Source organism: Vibrio sp. V01_P9A10T6 (assembly GCF_963877065.1).
Lineage (GTDB): Bacteria > Pseudomonadota > Gammaproteobacteria > Enterobacterales > Vibrionaceae > Vibrio > Vibrio anguillarum.
This window is the reverse complement of sequence record NZ_CAWNTB010000087.1, coordinates 18131-41874: the sequence shown is the minus strand read 5'-3', so window position 1 is coordinate 41874 and position 23744 is coordinate 18131. Positions and strand designations below refer to the sequence as shown.

The following is a 23744-nucleotide window of genomic DNA, read 5'->3' as shown; positions in this document are numbered from 1 at the left end:
CCAATATGGTTATTTACCATCAGAGACAGAAAATTTCTGGAAGCAAGCCATCGAACAAAATTGGGTAGAAATGTATGATAACTTAATGAAATTTGGTGATAAATATCCCACGCGCAGAAAAAAAGAAGCAAAATTAATAGGAGAAATAAAATGAAAAAATCACTGGTGTTTCTTTTTTGTATAATAACATCCTATGCTCATGCATTTTCAAGCAATGAAATATATAAATCCTTAGATATAACATCGTTTAATAGCTCGCTTATGCAGAAAATATCTGAGAATCAGCGCTATTTTCCACAGTTGGATTTACCTAAACCGAAGATATCAAATGAATCAATTCTGATTGAAAGTGATTATTGGAAGTATGAGATTAAGTTTCTTAAAGAAACCAGTAGTGGAATACATATTTGTTTTATAGATAAAGCAAAGTGGGGCAGTTATGATACTCAAACTCCGATGATTATACGTAAGTATGCTAATGAATACGTAGCAATAAAAATGGTTAGTGATGTATGTGAAGATTTCGCTAAATAGATTTTTGTAGAACATCATGTTTTTATTTGCAATCTCCCAGAGCCAACCTAGCTCTGGGGACTCCCTTCTTACAGCACACAATATTTAGCGTAAGAACCAGCCTCATTCGCTGTCCAATCACCTTTTGGCTTGTCTTTCATATCTTCACACCACGCGTCGCTGCCAATTTGTGATTGGAAGACACAGTGCTTTGCATAATCCACCGCCTGCCCGGCGTTCCATTCGCCTTTTGGTTTCTCTTTCATATCTTGACACCATGCTTCGCTGCCCACTTCTGAGCAGGCGGCGAGTGAGAATGCAGTAAACAATACCAAGGCTATTTTTTTCATGTTTGAGTTCCAAATGGATGCGATTTTTGTTCGGAGTGACTATACCGAAAATCACGGTCTCAGTGTTAATCCTATGCTAAAAATGGGCATCTAATGACAAATCACTCAGTGATGGTCCTCACTCTTTTTTACTCCTCAGCTCACTAATCAACGATCAAAATCACATTACCTATTTTCGCATCGTGCAAATTATTTTTGCTACGCTAGGATTCATCGAAACGTTTCGATGAGATTTTCTTGAACGATTCAAGAGTGATAGAAAGGTGTCAAAAAGCGAAACATAAAGCCTAACGTGAAGGTATAACAATGAAAAAAAGTACCCTATTAAACTCAGAACTCTCTTACTTGGTGGCTACTTTAGGGCATACCGATGAAATCACAATTTGTGATGCAGGTTTGCCCATTCCTGATGAAGTGCAGCGTATTGATTTAGCATTAACTCACGGTATTCCCGGTTTTATTGACACGGTCCGCGTGATTCTTTCTGAATCTCAAATTGAAGGTGTGATCATTGCTGAAGAGTTTGCACAAGTAAGCCCTGAGCATCACAAAGCACTGCTTGCTGAGCTGAAAGCGGAAGAGGAGTTATGCGAGAAAGCGATTGCTGTCACTTACCTCTCTCATCAAGATTTTAAAGAGCGCACTATGCGCAGCCGCGCCGTGGTAAGAACAGGCGAATGTACGCCGTATGCGAATGTTATTTTTCAAGCAGGCGTCGTGTTTTAAGCCGCGATTGAGGATCCACTATGACTCAAGCAATTTTAGCGCTCAGTGAGATTGAAAAAGCGTTCCCCGGCGTGAAAGCGCTCGATAAAGCTAGCCTCAATGTTTACCCCGGCCGCGTGATGGCGTTGATGGGCGAAAACGGCGCGGGTAAATCAACCTTAATGAAAGTGTTGACGGGTATCTATTCATTGGATGCGGGTTCTATCACTTACCAAGGAAAACCAGCCGCCTTTAAAGGCCCACGAGATTCACAACAAGCGGGCATCAGCATTATTCACCAAGAGTTGAATTTGATTCCGGAATTAACCATTGCTGAAAACATTTTTCTGGGTAGAGAGATAACCGGTGCGATGGGGCGAATTTTATGGAATGAAATGTACCAAGCCGCCGACAAACTACTGGCTCGCTTAAATGTTAAACACAGCTCCAAGACCTTGTTGGGTGACTTAAGCCTTGGTGAGAAACAGATGGTTGAGATTGCAAAAGCGCTCTCATTTGAGTCGAAAGTGATCATCATGGATGAACCGACGGATGCGCTGACGGATACCGAAACTGAATCGTTATTTAATGTGATTAATGAGCTGCGTGAACAAGGTTGCGGCATTGTTTATATCTCACATCGGTTGAAAGAAATTTTTGAAATTTGTGACGATATTACCGTGTTACGTGATGGCAAATTCATTGGCCAGTGCAAAGTGTCTGACACCAATGAAGATGGCCTGATTGAGATGATGGTCGGCCGGAAATTAGAAGAACAGTACCCACGTATTGAGGTAAAGCACGGCGACACTTGCCTTGAAGTGATAGGCCTCACGGGCTCAGGTGTGCATGACATTAATTTTACGCTCAAACGAGGTGAAATCCTCGGTGTTTCGGGTTTGATGGGCGCAGGGCGCACTGAATTAATGAAAGTGATTTACGGCGCGCTGCCCAGTGAGCGAGGCGTGATTAACCTTGAGAACAAAACCATCAACCCAGTCAGCCCACAAGATGGCCTCGCAAACGGTATCGCGTATATTTCAGAAGATCGCAAAGGGGACGGTTTGGTTCTTGGCCTGTCGGTGAAAGAGAACATGTCACTGTGTGCGTTGAATAAATTTAGCAAAGGTGTACAGATTCAACACAGTGATGAAGTCATCGCAGTGGAAGATTTTATTCGCCTATTCAACATCAAAACGCCATCTCGTGATCAAATCATTGGTAATTTGTCCGGTGGCAATCAGCAAAAAGTAGCGATTGCGAAAGGGTTGATGACACGTCCCAAAGTTTTGATTTTGGATGAACCCACACGCGGGGTTGACGTGGGAGCCAAAAAAGAGATTTACCAATTGATTAACCAATTTAAAGCCGAAGGGATGAGCATTATTTTGGTCTCGTCAGAGATGCCAGAAGTGCTAGGGATGAGTGACCGAATTTTGGTGATGCATGAAGGTCGAATCAGCGGCGAATTCAGTGCCAAACAAGCCAACCAAGAGATTCTACTCGCCTGTGCGGTAGGCAAAAAGATCAATGAGGAAGCAGCATGAGCAGTAATAGCATGAGTAATTCAACCCAAACTAACCGCAGAAAATGGATCAGCAAAGAGTGGCTCATTGAGCAAAAATCACTGATTGCTTTGCTTTTTTTAGTGGTCGTTGTCTCTTTTTTAAACCCCAATTTCTTCACGGTTGACAACATACTGAACATTTTGCGCCAAACCTCAGTCAACGCCATTATCGCTGTGGGGATGACCTTGGTTATTCTAACGGCAGGTATCGATTTGAGTGTTGGCTCGGTACTGGCGTTGTGCGGCGCTTTTGCTGCAACCATGATTGGTCTTGAGATTCCGGTCATTATCGCAGTCCCTACAGCGTTACTTGCTGGCGCGGCACTGGGTGCGATTAGCGGCATCATTATCGCCAAAGGTAAAGTGCAGGCGTTTATTGCCACCTTAGTCACCATGACCTTACTGCGTGGTGTGACCATGGTTTATACCGATGGGCGTCCAATTTCGACAGGTTTTACCGATACTGCAGACGCTTTTGCTTGGTTTGGTACAGGTTACGCGTTGGGTATTCCCGTTCCGGTGTGGATGATGGTGGTGGTCTTTGCTGCGGTTTGGTACTTACTCAACCATACACGTTTTGGCCGCTATGTTTACGCGCTAGGTGGCAATGAGTCTGCGACGCGATTGTCAGGCATTAATGTGGATCGCGTGAAAATTGGTGTGTACGCCATCTGCGGTCTATTGGCTGCGCTGGCTGGCATCATCGTCACGTCTCGCCTCTCTTCTGCGCAACCGACTGCTGGTATGGGCTATGAGCTGGATGCCATCGCTGCCGTCGTACTTGGTGGTACCAGCTTGATGGGTGGTAAAGGACGCATTATGGGCACGTTAATTGGGGCGCTGATCATCGGCTTTCTTAATAACGCGCTGAACCTGCTTGATGTCTCTTCTTACTACCAAATGATTGCGAAAGCCGTGGTTATTTTGCTCGCGGTACTCGTGGATAACAAAAATAAGTAACACGATAGAAAACCTCCGTTTTAAAGCGAGCCATATTAGCTTTAAAACGGCCCCTACAAAAAGGACTATAAAGATGAAAAAACTTGCAACTTTAATCTCTGCTGCTCTACTTTCCACCACTGTCTCTGTGGCTGCGCATGCGCAAGACACCATGGCGATTGTACTATCCACTCTGAACAACCCATTTTTTGTCACTATGAAAGATGGCGCAGAAGCGAAAGCGAAAGAGCTAGGCTACAACCTGATCGTCTTGGATTCACAAAATGATCCAAGCAAAGAGCTATCAAACGTAGAAGACTTAACCGTTCGTGGCGTTAAAGCGATTTTGATCAACCCAACCGATTCTGATGCCGTCTCTAACGCCATTCGTATGGCCAACCGCGCTAAAGTGCCAGTGTTGACACTGGATCGCGGTGCAAGCCGTGGTGATGTTGTGAGCCACATCGCTTCTGATAACGTAGTCGGTGGTGAAATGGCCGGTCACTTTATCGTCGAAAAAATCGGTGCAAAAGCCAAAGTCATTCAACTGGAAGGGATTGCCGGCACATCGGCCGCTCGTGAGCGTGGAGAAGGTTTCATGAACGCGGTGAAAGGCAGTGAAATGGAACTGCTTGCGAGCCAGCCTGCTGATTTTGACCGCACTAAAGGTTTGAATGTAATGGAAAACCTGCTAGCGGCAAACCCAGATGTTCAAGCCGTATTTGCCCAAAATGATGAAATGGCATTGGGTGCACTTCGCGCCGTTCAAGCATCAGGCAAAGAGGTGATGATCATCGGTTTTGATGGTACCGACGATGGTATCGCGGCGGTAGAACGCGGCCAACTTGCTGCGACTGTTGCTCAGCAACCAGACATGATTGGTGCACTTGGCATTGAAACGGCCGATAAAATGCTAAAAGGCGAACAAGTGGATGAGTACATTCCGGTTCCTCTAAAAATCATCAGCAAATAATCTTTGCTGTAGGTAGCTCTTTACTGGCTCGTAGAGAGCTACCTCTTCTCTATAACCCCTCAGCCATTAATAATCAGTAATCAGGCTCGATAGGTTTGTTTTTTCAGGTGAAGCCACAAAAGCCAAACCTCTCCAGCTCTATTTCAAACATGTTCACTCATGAACAAAGGACAAATTATGAATCAGTTAGTGGTATTAGGTAGTGTTAACGCTGACCATGTTTTGCAAGTGCCTTCATTTCCTCGCCCGGGCGAGACGCTGCATGGTCGTCATTATCAAGTTATTCCCGGTGGTAAAGGGGCCAACCAAGCTGTAGCGGCCGCGCGATTAAAAGCGGATATCGGTTTTATTGCCTGCGTGGGTGACGATGCATTCGGTATCAATATTCGTGAGAATTTTAAGCTCGATGGTATGAACATTGCGGGAGTTAAAATGCAGCCCAATTGTCCGACGGGCATTGCGATGATCCAAGTCTCGGACAGCGGAGAAAACAGCATCTGTATTTCGGCAGAGGCGAATGACAAGCTGACGGCTGATGCCATTGAACCGGATTTAGCCGCCATTGGCGCGGCCAAATATTTATTGATGCAATTAGAGACGCCAATCGATGGCATTATTAAAGCTGCGCAAATCGCCAAACAAAATCGTACCAATGTGATTTTAAACCCAGCGCCTGCCCGAGATCTGCCTGATACTCTGCTAGAATGTGTCGATGTGATCACACCAAACGAAACGGAAGCGCAGCGCTTAACGGGGATCACGGTTGATGATGATCACACAGCGCAATTAGCGGCCAATGAACTGCATAAAAAAGGGATTGAAATCGTCTTGATCACCTTAGGTTCAAAAGGCGTTTGGCTAAGCCAAAATGGGCGTGGTCAACTGATTGCTGGTTTTAAAGTCGATGTGACAGACACCACCGCGGCAGGTGATACGTTTAACGGTGCTTTGGTCACGGGTTTGTTGGAAGATATGCCTTTAGAATCAGCCATTAAATTTGCGCATGCTGCGGCAGCCATTTCTGTTACCCGTTTTGGCGCGCAAACCTCAATACCCACCCGAGTAGAAGTGGACGCGTTTCTCGCTCAGCATCAATAGAATAGGAAAAACAGACATGGCGACAATGAAAGATATTGCAAGATTAGCTGGCGTATCCACGTCTACCGTCAGCCATGTCATTAATAAATCTCGCTATGTGAGCGATGAAATTGCTGAGCGTGTCAATAAAGCCGCGCAAGATCTGAACTATGCCCCGTCAGCATTGGCTCGCAGTCTCAAAATGAACCGAACGCGTACCATTGGCATGTTAGTGACCACTTCGACTAACCCCTTTTTTGGCGAAGTGGTCAAAGGGGTAGAGCGCAGTTGCTATCACAAAGGTTATAACCTTATTTTGTGTAATACCGAAGGGGATAGCCAGCGGATGCAAGCCTCTATCAACACGTTACTGCAAAAGCGCGTTGATGGCTTACTTTTGATGTGCTCCACCTTAGAAGGTGAGCGGATTGACGTTTTTGAACGCTACCCAGATATCCCTGTCGTGGTGATGGATTGGGGCCCAATGCTCTTTCCTAGCGATAAAATACAAGATAACTCTTTACGTGGTGGTTATATTGCGGCGAACTATTTGATTGAGTGCGGTCATAAAGAAATCGGTTGTATTACCGGGCCATTGATTCGACACCAAGCTCAAATGCGTTATGAAGGCTATAAGCGCGCTGTCTTGGAAGCAGGTTTGGACATTTATCCCAATTGGATTGTTGAATCCGATTTTGAATGTGAAGGTGGCTACGAAGCGTTCAATAAAATGTTAGCTAAAGGGCCATTGCCGAGTGCGATTTTTGTCTCTAATGACATGATGGCAATGGGTGTGATTAATGCAGCTAATGAAAAAGGGATCCGCATTCCTGAAGATCTTTCGCTGATGGGATATGACGATATTCACATCGCCCGTTTTATGTCGCCAGCTCTAACCACTATTCATCAACCCAAATATCGTTTAGGTAAAGCGGCAGTTGACACCTTACTTGCCCGTTTAGAAAACGAAGCGCTCGAACCGCAAATTGTCCAATTAGAGCCGACTTTAGTGGTGCGTAAAAGCATCAAAATGATGAACAAGTAGATGGAAAAATCCCTCTCTTTAGTCAAGAGAGGGATGAGGCACTAATTACTGAGTCATATTTTTCCAGAAATCAGCCCATTGCTGCGGTCGATTATAGAAATGGCTAACAGATACGGTTCGCCATTGCCCCTCTGCTTCATACACAATCGAGGGAAAACCAGAAAGCTGATATTGCGCCATTAAGCTTTGCGTCTGCTCTAACTGCTCTGGTAACTGAGCTTTGGCTTGCTCCATCGCTTGTTCCCATTGATTTGGCTCTAGGTCAAGCGATTGGGCTAACAGTGCCAATGTGTCAGTATCGGCCACAGGCAAACCTTGCTGGTAATGCGCTTGTTGAATGCTTTTGAGCATAACACTTGGCGATACACCGAGTAATTGCGCTGCAATAATGGCTTGAGCAGTAACGTATGAGTCCAATATCACGGTTTCACCACTTTTGATTTTGGCGATGTAACCTTCCCCAAATACGGCTCCTGTTTGCTGAGCAATACGCTGATCAGCTTGCAGTACATGCTGGCGAAAACCATCTGAAAGAGGCGATCGCTCAATCATTCCACCCGGATGAAGGTGCAGTTTTACTCCGCTCATTTCATTCAACTGCTGAATCAGAGAGGTTGCTCCGTAACACCAGCCACACATTGAGTCGAAAATATAGTGGACGTTTACCATTTCATCTCACCCATATGAACTTTGGCACCAATTTCTAAAGCCATTGGTAGGCCAGCATTAGGGTAAAGGTTTTGCATGGTTTGAATTAACTGAGCGCTGTCTTTGCTGTTTGCTTTGGCTTTAGCAAAATCCATAAGATATTGTTGTGCAAATTCAATTGAAGAAGCATCAAGCGCTGTTCCAGAAGTCATATGCCCCGGGATCACTACGTTTGGTTTGAGTGCTTTCATTTGATCAAGTTGTTGCGCCCAAGCTTGGCGGCTCGCATCACTTTGTGCATCAGCCATCCATAAATGAACATTTCCGTATACCGCGACGTTACCTAAAATCGCTTTATTGGCTGGTATCCATAAATAAGGACGATGCGCTAATTCTCCATCCGCATCGCGAATTTCAATAGTTTGCCCATCAATGGTTAAGGTTTTGCCATTATAAGCCGTTGGTAGTATTGGTTTTACAGGGGCATTTGCACCCATTTTTGGAGCCCAAAATACCAGTTTACCTTCGAGTTTTTCTGCAATCGTTGCACGTACGCCAGGAGTCGTGAGCACTTTCGCTTGTGGAAACATGTCATGCAGTACTTCAGCGCCAAAGTAGTAATCAGGGTCAGCTTGGCTAATAAAAATCGTGGTTAAGTTTTTGCCAGAGTCGAGCACTTTTGCTGCAATACGGAGTGCGTCGGCTTTAGTAAAGCCAGTGTCAACCACCATCGCTTCTGTTTCGCCATAAACCAAAGTGGAGTTGACATGGAAGCTATTGCCATCTGCATTGTAGACGTCAAGTGTCAAAGGTTGTTGTGCTGCAAACGCGGTGCTGCTGATGAGTGTGGTTGCTGTAAGTAGAGTCAGTGTTTTCATGATTATTTATCCAAAGAGTATGTTATCGGTTCGGCAGCTATCATACGAATTAGATTGGTTCGGATATATAGCGAATAACCAACATCATTGTTTCTTAATTTGAACTAATCATGGACAAACTCACAGCAGCTCAGGTCTTTTTAGATATAGCGATTACCCAAAGTTTTACGGCGACAGCGGAACGGCTGGATATTTCTCGTCCTATGGTGACTCGGCATGTTGAAACCATGGAAACTTGGTTACAAGCTCGGTTATTAAACCGAACCACACGAAAAGTATCGCTCACATCAGCAGGAGTTCAATGCCTAGACGCGATAAAATTATGGGTCGAGCAAGCGCAGCAATTGGAACATCAGTTGATGGATCAACAGTCGTTATCTGGAAAAATCCGGATTGCGACCAGCATGTCGTTTGGCTTTTCTCAACTGATCCCGGCCGTTAAACCTTTTTTGAATACGCATCCAAATATCGAAATTGATATTGATGTACAGGATAAAACCGCAGATTTGATTGCAGAGCGAATTGATTTAGCGATCCGTATTGCAGCCGATCCCGATCCTTCTTTAATCGGGCGCCCTATCGCCCAATGTGATTCTGTATTGGTTGCCTCTCCTGAGTATCTAATGCGCTGTGAGCCAATACTCACACCAAGCGATCTCTCACAGCATCGTTGTCTTGGATACAAAAACTTTGAGCGACATATTTGGCATTTAAAACAAGATGATAAGCATCAATCGGTGGAGGTGCCATGCCAGCTAACTGCGAATGAAGCCACCACTTTGTTACATGCGGCTATCCATGGGATGGGCGTTGCTTTACAGCCGACTTATCTAGCCAAGGGTGCGTTAGAAAGGGGGGACTTACAGCAGGTGTTAGCGCATTGGCAACCGAAGAAAATGGACATTTACGCTTTATATCCTTCTCGGCGTCATTTATCACCCGCTGTCAGAGCTTTGATTGATCACTTAAAGGAGTATTTCGTGAGTCATGATTGGCAAACGATATGCCTATAGATGAGGTAGAGAGGAGTGATAAGCAGAGCGTGTTGCCACACTCTGCTTATGGATTATGCTACTGCGCCTTGTTTCTGCGCTTGTTGCACTAATGCCTGACGTTGAGCTTCCATAGCAGATTGAACTTCATTTTCCCTATGAGTGTCTTCTTCCACAGCCTGTGGGACAAGTACATAGAACTTATTGATGGTCATCTTTGGATCTCATGTAGTTTTGGAAACAAAAAAATAGAGGATGTTAACCTAGTTAACATCCTCCATGACGGTCAAATTATAGGCGTAGATGAAGGGGCTTAGCTAGTCCTTTTTTCATCGTAAGCCGAATTTTTTATACGTCGTAAGTGGTAGACGCCGTATTTCCGCCTGTACCAGTCCAGTTTGTGTGGAAGAATTCACCACGTGGACGGTCAGTACGCTCATAAGTGTGAGCACCAAAGTAATCACGTTGGGCTTGCAGTAAATTAGCCGGTAAGCGAGCGGTGGTGTAGCCATCTAAGAAAGTGAGCGCTGAGGTCATACATGGCATTGGAATGCCGACTTCCATTGATTTGGCCGCTACTTTACGCCAAGCCGCTAGGCAGTTATCCAAAATGCCCTTGAAGTAGGCATCTGAACCTAAGAAGGCGATTTCTGGGTTAGCTTCGAACGCATCACGAATGTTGCTCAGGAATGCGGAGCGGATGATACAACCACCACGCCACATCAATGCCACGTTACCGTAGTTAAGATTCCAACCATTCTCGTTAGACGCTTGGCGCATTAGCATAAAGCCTTGTGCGTAAGAGATGATCTTAGACGCAAGTAGCGCTTGACGAAGTGCATCAACCCACTCTTGTTTATCACCTTCGATCTGCATATTGCTCTTACCAAACAGCGCTTCGGCAGCAACGCGCTGATCTTTCAATGCTGAAAGGCAACGAGAGAAAACTGACTCAGTGATCAGCGTCAGCGGAATACCCATATCGAGTGCGTTAATGCCCGTCCATTTACCTGTGCCTTTTTGGCCAGCAGTATCGAGGATTTTCTCAACCAGAGCTTCACCATCTTCGTCTTTGTAGCCTAAGATATCAGCGGTGATTTCCACTAGGTAGCTATCGAGCTCGGTCTTGTTCCAATCAGCAAACACTTTTTGCATTTCATCATGGTTTAAACCCAAGCCGTCTTTCATAAACTGATAAGCTTCGGTAATTAGCTGCATATCGCCATATTCGATACCGTTGTGTACCATTTTAACGAAGTGGCCCGCGCCGTCGTTACCCACCCAATCACAGCAAGGTTCACCAGCTTCGGTTTTTGCTGAGATACCTTGGAAAATTGGCTTCACGGCTTCCCAAGCTTCAGGTGCGCCACCTGGCATGATCGATGGGCCAAAACGTGCCCCTTCTTCGCCGCCAGAAACGCCTGTACCGATAAAGTGAATACCTTTTTCACGCAGTGCGGCAACACGGCGGTTGGTGTCTGGGAAGTTCGTGTTACCACCGTCGATAATGATGTCACCTTTATCGAGTAGCGGAACCAGTTGGTCGATGAAATCATCCACGACTTGGCCCGCACGCACCATCAGCATCACTTTGCGAGGCGTCGCCAGTTTATCGACTAACTCTTGCAGTGAATAAGCACCAACAATATTGGTGTCTTTCGCTGGACCTGCTAGGAACTCATCGACTTTTGCCGCGGTACGGTTGTGAGCTACCACTTTAAAACCGTGGTCGTTCATATTTAGGATAAGGTTTTGGCCCATCACTGCTAGGCCGATTACACCGATATCACCTTTCATTTATTTCTCTCCTTCACGCAATCTTTGTTGCGGCATCTGAATCTAAAAACCACTCTGTTTCGCCAGTTGTTGATTTAACTTTGGCAGCCGGATAAGGAAGATCCTCGGCTTTCGTGGTGTGAATTTCGTGTACGATCTCGGCTTTACCTGCGCCAAGAACGAGGTAACTAATGCGTTTTGCAGCTTCCAACACTTTCGCTGTTTTAGAGACACGAAGTTGGCCTGATTCCGGATGCGTTGCCACTAAAGATAAATTCTCATCCTCGTAGTCGGTCACATTAGGGAACAGGGATGCCGTATGGCCATCTGCGCCAACACCGAGCAAAATCCAATCAAAAACAGGAGTACCGTTGACGGATGGAATGACTTTTGCCATCTCATCGGCAAAGCGCTTAGCTTCGGTTTGTGGATCATCTTCGCCGCGAATACGGTGAATATTTTGAGGTGGAATGTTCACTTGGCTAAACAGCAGTGTATTGGCTTCACCAAAGTTGCTTTCGGCATCGTCAGGAGCAACACAGCGTTCATCACCCCACCAAAAATGCAGGTTTTGCCATGCAATCGCCTGTGCATAAGGTTCACTGGCCAATAATTTGAACAGCATTTTGGGTGTGCTGCCACCGGAAAGGGAGATATGAACTGGTTGACCTTGCTCGCTATAGCGTTGCATTTCATTGGCGAGCGTTTCAACCACCTGTTCTGGGGTTTGAAAAATTTTATGATTGATCATAATTCGCAGTAATCCGTATCGGTCAAGTTTTTACACGGGAAGCGCCACGCGCGGCCATCATTGTGTAGCAGCAAATCAGACTCTTTTGGTCCCCACGTGCCACAGGCATAGCCAAACAGCGATTGAGGGTCTTGTTTAAAATCCAAAATAGGTTGCACGAACTTCCAACACGCTTCTACGGCATCGGTACGCGCAAATAAAGTTGCATCACCGTTGAGCGCATCCAAAAGGAGCCGTTCATAAGCGGTCAACATCTTGGTTTCTTCCAGTGATGTGTAATGGAAGTTCATGGAGACTTCTTTGGCTTTAAAGCCCGCACCTGGCTCCTTCAAACCAAAGCTCATTTGAATGCCTTCATCGGGCTGAATGCGGATGATAAGCTTGTTTTCAGGGGCATTTTGCCCAAAAACAGGGTGTGGCGTACGCTTAAAGTGAATGACCACTTCGGTGACGCGCGTTGGTAAACGTTTACCTGAACGCACATAAAATGGCACGCCATTCCAGCGCCAGTTATTGATAAACATTTTCAAACCGACATAAGTTTCAGTGCGCGAATCTGCTGCCACACCATGTTCATCACGGTAACTGGGTAAAAACTGGCCACGAACTTCCGATTCCGTGTATTGCCCCAGTACGAGGTTATGGCGTAGGTCATCATCAGAAAGCGGTTGCAGGCTTTGCAGCACTTTATTGACTTCGTTACGAATTGAATCGGCATTAATGGCGGCTGGTGGTTCCATGCTAACCTAGCTAACACTTGCAGTAAATGGTTTTGGAACATATCACGTACCGCACCAGAACCGTCGTAATAGCCACCGCGTTCTTCGACGCCCAAAAATTCTGCGCCTGTAATTTCGACATAGTCAATGAAATTTCGGTTCCACAAAGGTTCGAACATCCCGTTAGCAAAACGGAAAACCAACAGGTTTTGTACCGTCTCTTTGCCTAAATAATGGTCGATACGGTAGATCTGGTGTTCTTGGAAATGGCGATGAATTTCGATATCAAGGCTTTGAGCCGATGCGAGGTCATAACCAAACGGTTTTTCGATGATCAAACGCTTCCAACCTTGCGCTTCGCTATTTAATCCATGCGCTGCGAGATTGGCCGGGATGACGCCATAAAGACTCGGCGGCGTCGCGAGATAGAACAGAGTGTTGCGTTGCGTGAATTGGTATTGCTCAGCCAAAGAGTCAAGACGCGTGGCGAGCTGCGCGTATTCTGCAACATCTGAAGTATTGATCGCTTGATAATGCAAGTGCTCGCAAAAGGCGTCGAGAATATCTGGGACGGTCTTTTCCATTTCCTGAAGAGAGCGCTTTAATTTTTCACGGTATGACTCATCGCTGTATTGGGTTCGGCTGACACCCAGAATAGCAAAGGATTTCGGCAGTTGATCACTGGCGAACAAGTGATACAGAGCAGGTATAAGCTTGCGATAGGTTAAGTCGCCTGAAGCACCAAAAATCACAATACTGCTGTTTTCAGGTATTACCATCATCTTTCCCTTAAAAACGAGGTATTTAGCATGCGCCAACGGTAGCAGCGTCATGCAAAAATAGAAAATAGGCTCTAACTATAATGTTGATAGTTAAAACCAATGCGCTCCTCCAAAAGTGCAGAACGCAGTCTAGGGATCGCCCCTAGACTCGGGTGCGTATTGTCTACGACAATTTGACATACATCAACTATTGATAACGCAATCGATTAAATTCTCATGCCATCTCGACACATTTTCAGGGTGAGAGGTTACGTTCTGCCTAAGTCTCATCCCCTGACCACAGCACGTTACTTATAGCGGCTGTGAATGATGCTAGGTGGTCAGTCTTATCCGGAATGGTAACTCTATGGTGATTATTCAGTTGAACAATGACAGTTTGACGACGGAACTTGAGCCTGTACTTGGTTATAACGTTTGAGTTGGTTGAAATAGTGGTGCGCTTTTTGTACGTGTTCGAACTCCAACATCCAAGTCGCACTGCGCTGCGCTGAACAAAAAGCACCCATATGTTTGAGCAAGTCATCGCTTTGTTTGGTGAGTACGTTGGCAAGGCGGTTAACCAAGGCGTTGGGCTCAATCGCAGTAAACTGCAGCAGAGCATAAGATTGATTTAAGACATCAAAGGCTTGTTTATGCTGGCCCAAGTGGTTGAAAATTTCAGATTGAGAAACAGCAGCATCACATAGCCCAGAGATCAAGCACACCAACTGGCAAGGTTTTGTATGTTCGCAGTTTAGCGCTGATTGAATATGACTTGGCATATGGTGCAGTACATCTTCAAACAAACAGTGTGCTTGTGGCCAATGCCCCTGCACTAATAGTTGTTCAGCCTTGAGATAGCTTGTCCAGCACTGTTGTAAGTCCATACTCAATTCTCCAGAATGACGGCGTTTACTTATTTAAATGCAATTTATTATCAAATGCAAATAATTGTTATTTGCGATTTTAAGTGTGGTGATTGTTTATTATTTGTTCGGTTAAACGCGAATAAGGTGTAACTCGCTAAAATATAAATGAATTGCTTCTACACTTAGGTCAAACTACAACAAGAATCCAAAAGCTAAGGAGCGGAGTGATGGCGATTCAACGATTGAATGCAGAGCAGCTCTACCACGTTGCCCAGTTAGAAAAACTCCCTTGTAAATCAACTAAGGAGTTAGACCCAGTTGATGAGATTGTGGGGCAAGAACGGGCGCAAAAAGCGGTCGAATTTGCAATGTCGATCAAAGAGAAGGGTTACAACATCTACGCTATTGGCCGTAATGGGTTGGGCAAACGTACGATGATTTTGCGCTATTTAAACCGCCATCAACATGATGTCGATGCGTTGTTTGATTGGTGTTATGTGGCCAATTTCAGCGATATTCGAACCCCAAAAGTGCTGAAGTTACCTTCGGGTATTGGGGTTAAACTCAAGCAAGACATTGAAAAGTTAATGAATAAGTTGGTCAATGCGATCCCGTTAGCTTTTGATAACGAGATTTACTTTGCTCGTGCCGATAAACTGAAAAATCAGATGGCACAAAAACAGCAAAGTGAATTGGATAGCATCAGTAAAGAAGCCAAAGATAAAGGCATTAGCTTAACCATCACCACTCAAGGCGATTATCAATTTGTTGCGATGAACGGTGAAGAGATGCACACCGAAGAGTCCTTTGACGCCTTGTCTAAAAAAGAGCAAGAGCACTTTAGCCATACCATTGATGAGCTAGAAATCAGCCTACGCAATATGGTACGTCAACTGACAGAATGGGAAGACTCCTACAGTGAGAAGATCAAAAAGCTCAATGATGAAGTAACGCTTGGCGTCATTACCCACTTTATTAAGCAGCTTAAGCAAGATTATTCTGGCTACCCAGACATCAAAACGTATCTCACGGAGTTACAAAAAGACATCGTCGATAATGCAGACATTTTCTTAGATGAAGACAGTGAGCAAGGCGAAGTCGCGACAGCTTCTTTAGATAAGCGTCTGCCGCGTCGCTACAAAGTCAATGTGCTGGTCAGCCAGCCTTCAGACAAGCTACCGATCGTAGTAGAAGAGAACCCGAACTACCACTCTCTATTTGGTTATATCGAAACGGCGACTTTTAAAGGCACAGTATTTACTGATTTTTCGTTGATTCGAGCGGGTAGTTTACATAAAGCCAATGGTGGTGTGCTGTTGATGGATGCGGTGAAAGTGCTTGAACAGCCCTATGTTTGGGACGGTTTAAAGCGTGCGTTGCGTTCACGTCAAATGAGTTTTACCTCTTTGGAAAAAGAGGTCACGCTAACAGGGACGGTTTCACTTGACCCAGAGCCTATCCCGCTAAATGTGAAAATCATCCTATTTGGTGATTACCACACTTATCAGCTGCTGACTCATTACGATCCTGAATTTAGCGAATTGTTTCGAGTAACGGCCGATTTTGAAGATGAAATGAAACGTACGCCCGATACCGAGCTACATTACGCGCGTTTTATTTCGAGCATAGTGCACGACAACAATATGCTGCATTGCGACCGTAAAGCGATTGCACGCATCATTGAACACAGTTCACGTACAACGGGCGATCAAGGCAAACTGTCACTTCATTCGGCGCATATTGCCAATTTGTTACGCGAATCTAACTATGTGGCGAAGCAGGCGAATTCAAACATGATCCGCCAGAATCATGTCGAAGAGGCGCTCAGCAACCAAGAGATGCGTGTGAGCCGCCTGCAAGACAGTGTGATGGAGTCGTATGTTAACGGTACAACGCTAATCCAAACGCAAGGCATGGCGGTCGGGCAGGTGAATGCGCTGTCGGTATTGAGCACCAGCGATCATATGTTTGGTGCGCCAAACCGTATTACCGCCACCACTTCCTATGGCGATGGTGACATTATCGATATCGAGCGCAGTGTCGATCTGGGTGGCAGCATCCACTCTAAAGGTGTGATGATTTTATCCGCGTATCTTTCTTCGGTATTTGGCCGTACGGCGCGCGTACCACTCACCACGACCATCACATTTGAGCAATCATACGGTGGTGTGGATGGTGATAGTGCCAGCATGGCCGAATTCTGTGCGATTGTGTCTGCGTTTTCTAAACGGCCTAATCGCCAAGATATTGCGATCACAGGTTCGATGAACCAATTTGGTGAGTCGCAGCCGATTGGCGGTGTGAATGAGAAAATTGAAGGTTTCTTTGATGTGTGTGCAATCAAAGGGCGCACCAGCCAGCAAGGTGTCATCATTCCTCGTTCAAACATGCACAATCTGATGTTACGCGCTGACGTTGTTAAAGCGGTCGAGAAAGGGGAGTTCAATATCTGGGCTATTGAACATGTCACTGAAGCGGTTGAGCTCTTTACTGGCAAACCCGCAGGCGAAGCAACAGAAGATGGCAGCTACCCGGTTGATACCATCTTCGGTTTAGCACAAGCCAAACTGAATGCGCTTAGAAAATAACCTTATTGGGTGATTTTTGAAATATTGTTAATGGTTTAATGGCCACTCATCGAGTGGTCATTTTTATATCAATTTGTAAAAAAAGATGAAAAGAATCACTTTGTCAAATCTAGTTGTTTGTTTTTATTGAGTTTGTTCTTTATTTATAATTTTATAAATATTCATTAGCCGCTTTCATCTAGCATAAATTACAGTGCATTACCTTTTGGTTTTATGGCCACCGCTACATTTTAGAGAGATTTATGCACTTTTCACTGAAAGATTTGCCTATCCGAGTTCAGGTACTGCTTCCTGTTTTAATTACCACATTTGCCTTAGTAGTCGCTCTGTGGATTACAAAAAATAATTTAGAGCATGATCAGTTTGAGGCTACGGCTGTAAGAAGTACCGTTCAAGAAAATGAGGAGACATTGTCCGTATTTGTAGTCGATGATATTAACTTGATGCGCATTAATGCACTGTATTCGATTATTGACCAACGCTATCGTAAGGAGCTTCCACTCGAGTTAAAACAAACGAAAAATGACATTGCCACACAACTGAAAAATTTGCAAAAAGAGTCAATATATCAAGGTGATGTTTCTCATATTCTTAGCCGTGTGGATGAATACGTAACTCTTTCAAACCAAATGTTGGCATTATTGGAACGGTATGATCAAGGCGCTGTATCTGAAACTGAATACATGTCATACATTTCCGAATTTAGAGAAACAGGTCATGATATGCTCAGTGCTGTTTCTGACCTGAGTAAAAAAGTTAAGCAGCAAGCAGATCAAGCATTGGATAAAATTGCAGCACATGAACAGAGCGCAATGAACACTGCGATGTTTACTGTACTGTCTGTACTTGCGTTATCTCTTGTGGTGGCTTGGATCCTCTCAAATATGATTGTGGCTCCGATTCAGAAGCTGCAAGCTGTGATGCGTGAATTAGCGCAAGGCGATTTAACCATTCGTTTAGACGTTGATGGTAAAAACGAGGTCGCAATGCTGAGTAATGATGTCAATACGACGGCCTCTCAGTTACATGCTACCGTTGACCATCTGAATCGAATTAGTGAAGAAGTGGCGTCAGCTTCAACCGAGCTGGCTGCGGTGATGACGCAAGCAGAGTCAAATGCACAACAAGAGTTGAGTGAAATTGAACAAGTTGCGTCGGCGGTGAATGAACTTGCGAGCACAGCAAACAACGTGAGTGATAACGCAACGGTCGCTGATTCAACCGCTCGCGAAGCGGATGAACTTGCTAAATCAGGCTTAGCTATTTTTAAAGAGAGCGCCCAAGCGAGCTTACAAATGTCAGAAGCGCTGAATCATGCTGCGAGCGTAGTTCTGCGTCTAAAAGAGCAATCAGAGCAGATCAACGATGTCGTTGAAGTGATCCGAGGTGTCTCTGAGCAAACCAACTTATTGGCACTGAATGCGGCTATTGAAGCGGCACGTGCAGGTGAGACTGGTCGTGGTTTTGCGGTCGTGGCTGATGAAGTTCGCATGCTTGCTGCACGTACTGAGAGTTCAACTAAAGAGATTCGAGTTATCATTGAAGAGCTGCAAAGCCAATCGATTCTTGCAAACGATAGCATGCAAACCAGCATTGAGATGCTTGCGCGTAACGGTGAGTTAACGCAACGAGCAAATGATGCACTCGTTGGGATCACGGAATCGGTTTCAGACATCAATGATTCAAATACCCAAGTGGCGACTGCGGCAGAAGAGCAGTCGCAAGTCACGCAAGATATTAACCGTAACGTGGTTAATATGTCTGAGCTTGTAAATCAAAACGTAACGGGTATCAGCCAGAGCGCCAGTGCCAGTGCCGAACTGTCACAATTGGCCGAGAAGCAAAAAGCGCAGCTCGCCTTCTTCAAACTATAAATCGACTACTATTTCCTAGTCTCAACCGCATAACTCGAAAGGTTATGCGGTTTTTTTATGAATCAAAGAATATCTAACCATCCGAAATAACTAGGTTTTTTGGGGTTATCTGTTTGTTTTTATGATTCGATCTCCCTCGTATAAAAAACACTATCTTTATTAACATTATCTTCATATATTGACCCAATAAGAACTAGAAATGTGATGTTCATCGTGTGAACGCATGGTCAAGTGGCTGAAAGTAAGGAGTGTTTTTATGGCGAAAGAGGAAAGCTTATTTCGTTTAGAAAGGGTAAAAAGGTTTAATTTTTCAGTGTGGACGGTATTAACCGGAACATTGATTGCTCGTACCAGTTTTTTCATGGCATGGCCATTTTTGATCGTGTTTCTTTACCAAGATTATGGTGCATCGCCGATTGAAGTGGGTGGAATGCTGGCGACCTCTGCTGTTGTAGGAGCAATTACTGGGCTGTATTCAGGGTATCTTTCCGACAAATTTGGTCGCAAGTGGGTGATGGTTCTTGGCAGTGTGATGGCTGCATTTGCCTACAGTGGCATTGGTGTGGCTGATCAAATCTGGCAATTTTACGTGCTTATTGTCCTTACCGGTTTAATGCGACCAATGATTGAAGCGCCGGGCAAAGCGGTGATTGGTGATAACTTGCCGAATTTGAAAGATCGCGAGCTGGCGCTTAACATCCGCTATTTCCTACTCAATCTAGGTGGTGCCATTGGGCCACTGCTTGGGATTACGTTTGGGCTTTCTCATCCACAAACTCTCTTTTTCTTTACCGGCGGCACGTATTTATTGTTTGGCTTTTGGCTGCTGCTCGGTATTGAACGTAAAGGGCGCTACACCAAACCCGATCGCTCTGGTTTGCCTAATTTTTCTTCGACGTTAAGAGTGATCAGTAAAGATAATATTTTTGTGAAGTTGATGGTGGCGAACTTCATCATGATGTTCATCTATGGGCAGGTAGAATCGTCTATTCCACAAGTGATTGTACGCACCAGTGCCGCCGATGCAGCGCAAATTGTCGCAGGGTTAGTGCTGGTAAATACCATGACCATTATCATCTTCCAGTTCCCAATGCTGAAGTGGTTGGAAAACGTCCCGTTGTTTGTACGAACTCGGATCGGCATGTTATTGATGGGGCTTGCGCAACTCGGCTTTCTGTTTACCCCTGCAGATTTACCGATTGGTTGGGCGCTGGCTTGCTTTGTTTTGAGTATGGGCGAAGTCATTGCTTTTCCAACCTTAAACGTACAAATAGACCGCATGGCTCCCGCCCATTTGCGTGGTTCTTACTTTGGTGCCGCCGCGCTTTATTCGTTAGGTTTTGCGATTGCGCCACTAGTTGGGGGGGCGGTGATTGGATACCTCAATTCAAACTGGCTGTTTGGTCTTTGCTTTGTGCTGTGCTTAGTGATGATTTGGCTTTACTGGGTAGCAGAGCATCAGCCCGATACGGTCGAGCGTGAACCCATTACTCAAGCTTAATTTGTTCTTTTTGTAAGGCTCTCATCGAGAGCCTTACCATCGCTATTTTTTTATCGCTACGCCAACTTCCAGCTTATCTAGCCATTCCAAAAATCGTTGAACATCATCGCCCCGAAAAATAGCGCCATGTTGCGGACACATCATCTCAATATCCAGCTGGCTGACTCGCTCAATCCAATCACTTTTGGCGCGGTTAGATGGCATCCAACGTTGATGAAAATAAGTCATTTTTGGAATATGGCTTTGAAAATCTTCTACAAAAAAAGAGGCGTTAGGGCTGTCGAGCGCGGCACCAATATCGCCAGACATCAATATTTTTGCATCAGGGTCGTAAACCGAAAAGTTACCAGAAGAGTGCATGTAATGTGCTGGGATAAAGTGCAGGTCGTGACCTGATAAGGACACTTTTCCACCTTCATCTTTGATGGGGGAGAATTGAATTGACTCCATACCAAAATGGCGGATAAACCCTTCCCACAACCAAGGTGAATGTAATGTTGCACTGGGCAGTGCTTTATCCCATAAACCGAGGGAAGAGATGATGTCTGGATCTTGGTGAGAGGCAAAAAGATGCTTGATATGTTCAATCGGCACTTCTTTCACGACGCAACCGAGCATCGCCGAAAACAGTTCAATTCCACCGGGGTCTAGCAATATCGCTTGATCACGATTGACTATCATATATTGGTTGGTATCAATGATTTTTTCTGGTTTGTTTGGATCGCGAGCAAACATCACCCAGCGATGATGGCCGCGTTCAAATAGTATTTTTGATTGCATAGTTCACCTGAGAAAAGAGAGAGAATGTTTTGAGCGATAGCATGACGTGAGCTTGAATTTCTTTTGCCAGTTCAGCGACGTTATTCGCAATGCTTTGCAGTTGAGCTTGATATCGCTCATCTGCTTGAGAGGCTTCCACGCTCAGCATGATCGAGATGATTTGTGCAATGCGCAGGTTGTCGTATAAGGTTTGCAATAACTCGTGCAGGTTTTGAGCTTCAGAGTAGAAACTGTGACTGAGTTTGCTATATTCCTCTTGGTTCTGATGATGTACGACATCCAAACTGTGTAAATGCCGAGCGTTATACGCTTGTATATACACATTTTCAAAACGTTCAAGCGCAGCGCGTGCACGAGTCCTTGCGGTTGCGAGTTGGCTGATACGCTGCGCCTTCAAGTTGATGGTGTGCGACGCCTCTAGCGTGACGCGGACTAAATCGTCAATCGAATCAGTAATTGGCCGAAAACCTGCGGCACTTTCGCCCGCACGCAGAGCCAGAGCTCTGGCATTGCTGGCGACAAGCAGTAATTTTTTTGCAATGAGTACGCTTTGGTTTAGCTCTGCTGCCACTTCCGCCGCAATTACGAAAACCGGTTTGTTGTCCATAGTTATCGAAAATATTCATCAACTTAACGTGTGTTAACTATAGACCAGATTCATATTTTTGAGACTAGATTACTCGTTTGGGCTCTGTGTTACCCAAACTCAATGGTTTTTCTGCTGCTCAACTTGCCGAAGTGCACGTTGGTACATCGCCCACGCGGCAAGGCCTGCGAGGATATTACCGACCAACGCCCCGATAAACAGGCCATGCAGCGCCGCTATTTGAGCGCCAACCCATAAACAGGGCAAGAAGAACACAAACAGGCGCAGCGCGGAAATGGTTAAGGCGGTGTATGATTTTGCCAACGCATTAGAAACCGAGACCATTAACATGCAGATACCAAGCGGCCCTAAACTGATTGGCACGATCATTAAGTGCCAGTGCAAAATGGATTCGACACTTTGTTCGCTGGTCATCAGCGCTGCAAGGTGGCCGGATAATAGATAGGTCACTACGGCGATGATGAGCTGAAACCCAAGAATAAATTGGCACGCAACACGAACCAATTTTCGAATGTCTTGCAATTGGCCTGCGCCAAGCAAACGACCCACCATCGGTGGCATCGACATAGTTAATGCCAATATTGCGACCATCGCAAAAAACTCAAAACGAGATCCTAACGCCCATGCCGCGACAGCTGCGGTGCCGAAACTGGCCAATAGTTTGGTTGCCAGCATCGAAGAAAGCGGTGGAAGAAGCTGGCTTATCATGGCCGGCCCCATGATATGGCTGATAGAGCGAATACTTTTCCCTACATCCAAATCTGACCAATCAAACAGCATCCAGTGCCTTTTCGACACTTTTGGCGCAACCACGAACACGCCAATCCCAAAGGCTAAAATAGTCGCCAGCGCCGCGCCTTCAATACCCAAATCAAAAGTGAAGATAAAAATAGGGTCTAAAATCAGGTTTAAAATGCTGGTGACCATCATCATAGTACCCGGCAACATGGTATTGCCATTGGCTCGACACAGGCTGTATAAAAAGTACAGCACCGCGCCCACCCAAGCACTGACTAACCAATAAATCCAGTAGCTGTCGACGATCTGATACACAGATTCAGGAGCGCTGAGTAGCGCTAAGATGGGGTGACGCAGTAAATAGATAATCACTGAAAACAGAGCAACCCCAATGCTGCCAATAGTGACGACTAACCCACCAAGCTGCTTCGCGTAGCGAATTTGGTTCGCACCCAATGCGCGAGCAATCACCGCTGTGGTCGCAATGCCAAGCCCAACCTGAAGGCCAATAATGATCATCTGAATGGGTAATGTAAACCCTTGCGCGGCAAGGGGTAACACGCCAAGTTGGCCGATAAACGCACTATCGACCAGTTGGAAGCTCATGAGGGACAGCACACCAAACATCATCGGCCAAGTCATTTGCAAGAGTTGGCGCGTGAGTGAAGGTGGAGATAACGGGGTGGTGTTTGACATTGCTCGGCTCAACTATATGGGTAGAGGTTTTAATATGTGGCCTGTGCGGTGAAAAACAAGCTCAGAATGGTTTGTACGTTATGTGCGTTGAGTATGTTAACAGCTATATGTGAAGAGAGCGACGCCCATCCCCATCGAGTTGTTCCGTGCAATGACATGAAAATCATCATATTGATGAAATATTTCATAAAATCCTAACCATTTGGTGAATGCTTGAGCGTTAATCTCGTGATGAACTCGTCCTATTTCTATGAAATGAAACCGATTTCATTTCTGTTTTGTGAATCAATTTGCGTTTAATGTATTGATGGTGTTAATAAAAAATAACAATAACGCTCTTCCTCAGTTTCATCGCCAAAAGCAGTCGAGCGCGCTGTGAAGCGACACCTAATTTTCA

21 protein-coding genes and 1 pseudogene are annotated in these 23744 nt (G+C 45.3%); 11 read left to right on the top strand and 11 right to left on the bottom strand.

The annotated features are described in order from the left end of the window. Positions 1 to 150 precede the first annotated feature (150 nt). The gene (locus AACQ21_RS04895; protein WP_019281225.1) at positions 151 to 534 is read left to right on the top strand and encodes a hypothetical protein; all 384 of its coding nucleotides are present in this window, start codon (positions 151 to 153) and stop codon (positions 532 to 534) included. Positions 535 to 602: 68 nt separating this feature from the next. On the opposite strand, the gene AACQ21_RS04890 is transcribed toward AACQ21_RS04895, so the two are convergent. Continuing rightward, positions 603 to 863: a DUF3012 domain-containing protein gene (locus tag AACQ21_RS04890; RefSeq protein WP_013868177.1), complete on the bottom strand. Its 261-nt coding sequence runs from the start codon at positions 861 to 863 to the stop codon at positions 603 to 605. Between the two features lie 306 nt (positions 864 to 1169). Between AACQ21_RS04890 and rbsD the strand changes: the two genes are divergently transcribed. The 6 genes from rbsD (at position 1170) to AACQ21_RS04860 (ending at position 7169) form a co-directional block, all read left to right on the top strand. Beyond that, a complete protein-coding gene (rbsD, locus tag AACQ21_RS04885) occupies positions 1170 to 1589 on the top strand; it encodes a D-ribose pyranase (protein ID WP_013868176.1) in 420 nt (139 codons plus the stop codon). 20 nt (positions 1590 to 1609) lie between these two features. Then, on the top strand, positions 1610 to 3115 hold the full coding sequence (gene rbsA, locus AACQ21_RS04880) for a ribose ABC transporter ATP-binding protein RbsA (protein WP_105976820.1): 1506 nt from the start codon (positions 1610 to 1612) through the stop codon (positions 3113 to 3115). A gap of 11 nt (positions 3116 to 3126) precedes the next feature. Next, positions 3127 to 4095, top strand: coding sequence for a ribose ABC transporter permease (gene rbsC / locus AACQ21_RS04875; protein WP_010320544.1), 969 nt, complete (start codon positions 3127 to 3129; stop codon positions 4093 to 4095). Between the two features lie 73 nt (positions 4096 to 4168). After that, positions 4169 to 5047 (top strand): ribose ABC transporter substrate-binding protein RbsB, encoded by an 879-nt coding sequence (rbsB, locus tag AACQ21_RS04870; RefSeq protein WP_010320543.1) that lies wholly within the window; start codon positions 4169 to 4171, stop codon positions 5045 to 5047. Between the two features lie 177 nt (positions 5048 to 5224). Next, on the top strand, positions 5225 to 6145 hold the full coding sequence (gene rbsK, locus AACQ21_RS04865; RefSeq protein ID WP_105976819.1) for a ribokinase: 921 nt from the start codon (positions 5225 to 5227) through the stop codon (positions 6143 to 6145). A 16-nt stretch (positions 6146 to 6161) separates the two neighbouring features. Continuing rightward, positions 6162 to 7169: a substrate-binding domain-containing protein gene (locus AACQ21_RS04860; RefSeq protein ID WP_013868172.1), complete on the top strand. Its 1008-nt coding sequence runs from the start codon at positions 6162 to 6164 to the stop codon at positions 7167 to 7169. Positions 7170 to 7214: 45 nt separating this feature from the next. Here the strand turns inward: AACQ21_RS04860 and AACQ21_RS04855 are convergent, their stop codons facing one another. Continuing rightward, the gene (locus tag AACQ21_RS04855) at positions 7215 to 7838 is read right to left on the bottom strand and encodes a DsbA family protein (protein ID WP_105976818.1); all 624 of its coding nucleotides are present in this window, start codon (positions 7836 to 7838) and stop codon (positions 7215 to 7217) included. Then, on the bottom strand, positions 7832 to 8695 hold the full coding sequence (locus AACQ21_RS04850) for an MBL fold metallo-hydrolase (RefSeq protein WP_105976817.1): 864 nt from the start codon (positions 8693 to 8695) through the stop codon (positions 7832 to 7834). The genes AACQ21_RS04855 and AACQ21_RS04850 overlap by 7 nt, the downstream gene beginning before the upstream one ends. 110 nt (positions 8696 to 8805) lie before the next feature. Between AACQ21_RS04850 and AACQ21_RS04845 the strand changes: the two genes are divergently transcribed. Continuing rightward, entirely contained in the window at positions 8806 to 9708 is a 903-nt protein-coding gene (locus AACQ21_RS04845; RefSeq protein WP_094149347.1) for a LysR family transcriptional regulator, read from the top strand. Positions 9709 to 9761: 53 nt separating this feature from the next. Here the strand turns inward: AACQ21_RS04845 and AACQ21_RS04840 are convergent, their stop codons facing one another. From AACQ21_RS04840 to AACQ21_RS04820, 5 genes and pseudogenes are all read right to left on the bottom strand, one after another. Continuing rightward, positions 9762 to 9902: a hypothetical protein gene (locus tag AACQ21_RS04840; RefSeq protein WP_017050239.1), complete on the bottom strand. Its 141-nt coding sequence runs from the start codon at positions 9900 to 9902 to the stop codon at positions 9762 to 9764. A gap of 133 nt (positions 9903 to 10035) precedes the next feature. Further along, on the bottom strand, positions 10036 to 11484 hold the full coding sequence (gene gnd, locus AACQ21_RS04835) for a decarboxylating NADP(+)-dependent phosphogluconate dehydrogenase (protein WP_017044907.1): 1449 nt from the start codon (positions 11482 to 11484) through the stop codon (positions 10036 to 10038). A 13-nt stretch (positions 11485 to 11497) separates the two neighbouring features. After that, entirely contained in the window at positions 11498 to 12214 is a 717-nt protein-coding gene (gene pgl, locus AACQ21_RS04830) for a 6-phosphogluconolactonase (protein WP_017046895.1), read from the bottom strand. Then, a pseudogene (gene zwf / locus AACQ21_RS04825) lies at positions 12211 to 13712 on the bottom strand (glucose-6-phosphate dehydrogenase). The gene pgl and the pseudogene zwf overlap by 4 nt, the downstream one beginning before the upstream one ends. 356 nt (positions 13713 to 14068) lie before the next feature. Continuing rightward, the gene (locus AACQ21_RS04820; RefSeq protein WP_176428589.1) at positions 14069 to 14581 is read right to left on the bottom strand and encodes a hypothetical protein; all 513 of its coding nucleotides are present in this window, start codon (positions 14579 to 14581) and stop codon (positions 14069 to 14071) included. A gap of 209 nt (positions 14582 to 14790) precedes the next feature. On the opposite strand from AACQ21_RS04820, the gene AACQ21_RS04815 reads away from it, so the two are divergent. The 3 genes from AACQ21_RS04815 (at position 14791) to AACQ21_RS04805 (ending at position 20526) form a co-directional block, all read left to right on the top strand. Further along, positions 14791 to 17151: a Lon protease family protein gene (locus tag AACQ21_RS04815; protein WP_026027772.1), complete on the top strand. Its 2361-nt coding sequence runs from the start codon at positions 14791 to 14793 to the stop codon at positions 17149 to 17151. Positions 17152 to 17393: 242 nt separating this feature from the next. Next, the gene (locus AACQ21_RS04810) at positions 17394 to 19025 is read left to right on the top strand and encodes a methyl-accepting chemotaxis protein (protein ID WP_105976816.1); all 1632 of its coding nucleotides are present in this window, start codon (positions 17394 to 17396) and stop codon (positions 19023 to 19025) included. Between the two features lie 256 nt (positions 19026 to 19281). Beyond that, positions 19282 to 20526, top strand: coding sequence for an MDR family MFS transporter (locus tag AACQ21_RS04805; protein ID WP_026027773.1), 1245 nt, complete (start codon positions 19282 to 19284; stop codon positions 20524 to 20526). A 42-nt stretch (positions 20527 to 20568) separates the two neighbouring features. Here AACQ21_RS04805 and AACQ21_RS04800 read toward each other — a convergent pair whose 3' ends face one another. The 3 genes from AACQ21_RS04800 to AACQ21_RS04790 form a co-directional block, all read right to left on the bottom strand. Continuing rightward, complete coding sequence (locus AACQ21_RS04800; RefSeq protein ID WP_013868161.1) at positions 20569 to 21306, bottom strand: MBL fold metallo-hydrolase; 738 nt, start codon at positions 21304 to 21306, stop codon at positions 20569 to 20571. Then, complete coding sequence (locus tag AACQ21_RS04795) at positions 21284 to 21913, bottom strand: chemotaxis protein (protein WP_105976815.1); 630 nt, start codon at positions 21911 to 21913, stop codon at positions 21284 to 21286. The genes AACQ21_RS04800 and AACQ21_RS04795 overlap by 23 nt, the downstream gene beginning before the upstream one ends. A 99-nt stretch (positions 21914 to 22012) precedes the next feature. Continuing rightward, positions 22013 to 23347, bottom strand: coding sequence for an MATE family efflux transporter (locus tag AACQ21_RS04790; RefSeq protein WP_026027774.1), 1335 nt, complete (start codon positions 23345 to 23347; stop codon positions 22013 to 22015). Positions 23348 to 23744: the final 397 nt, after the last annotated feature.